This window comes from Mycolicibacterium vinylchloridicum, assembly GCF_013404075.1.
GTDB classification, from domain to species: Bacteria; Actinomycetota; Actinomycetes; order Mycobacteriales; family Mycobacteriaceae; genus Mycobacterium; species Mycobacterium vinylchloridicum.
This window is the reverse complement of the sequence record NZ_JACBJQ010000217.1, coordinates 1-614: the sequence shown is the minus strand read 5'-3', so window position 1 is coordinate 614 and position 614 is coordinate 1. Positions and strand designations below refer to the sequence as shown.

General features: G+C 64.0%; 1 protein-coding gene. It reads left to right on the top strand.

From position 1 onward, the window contains the following. On the top strand, window positions 1-614 hold a 614-nt coding region (locus HPC46_RS34645), incomplete at both ends, for a proton-conducting transporter transmembrane domain-containing protein (RefSeq protein ID WP_267910108.1).

Sequence of the window (614 nt, the reverse complement as noted above, 5' to 3'; positions counted from 1 at the left end):
CCGGCGTCGGCGGTGTTGATGATGGCGGTGATGGACAAGGTCGGCACGTTCGGGATGCTGCGCTACTGTCTGCCGTTGTTTCCCGACTCGGCAACCTATTTCCGTCCGGTGATCATCGCGCTGGCGGTGATCGGGATCGTCTACGGCGCCATCCTGGCCATCGGCCAGACCGACGTCATGCGCCTGATCGCCTATACCTCGATCAGCCACTTCGGCTTCATCATCCTCGGCATCTTCGTGATGACCAGCCAGGGCCAGGCCGGCTCGACGCTCTACATGGTCAACCACGGCATCTCCACGGCCGCACTGTTCTTGATCGCCGGGTTCCTGGTCAGCCGCCGCGGCAGCCGGGTCATCGCCGACTACGGCGGGATCCAGAAAGTCGCCCCCATCCTCGCCGGCACCTTCCTGGTCGCCGGTCTGGCGACGCTGTCGTTACCCGGACTGGCTCCGTTCATCAGTGAATTCCTGGTTCTCATCGGCACATTCACCCGCTACCCGGCTTTCGCCGTCATCGCATCGGCGGCGCTGGTGCTCTCCGCGGTCTACGTGCTGTGGCTATATCAGCGGATGATGACCGGGGCCGTCACCGACGGCAACGAGAAGGTCCGGGA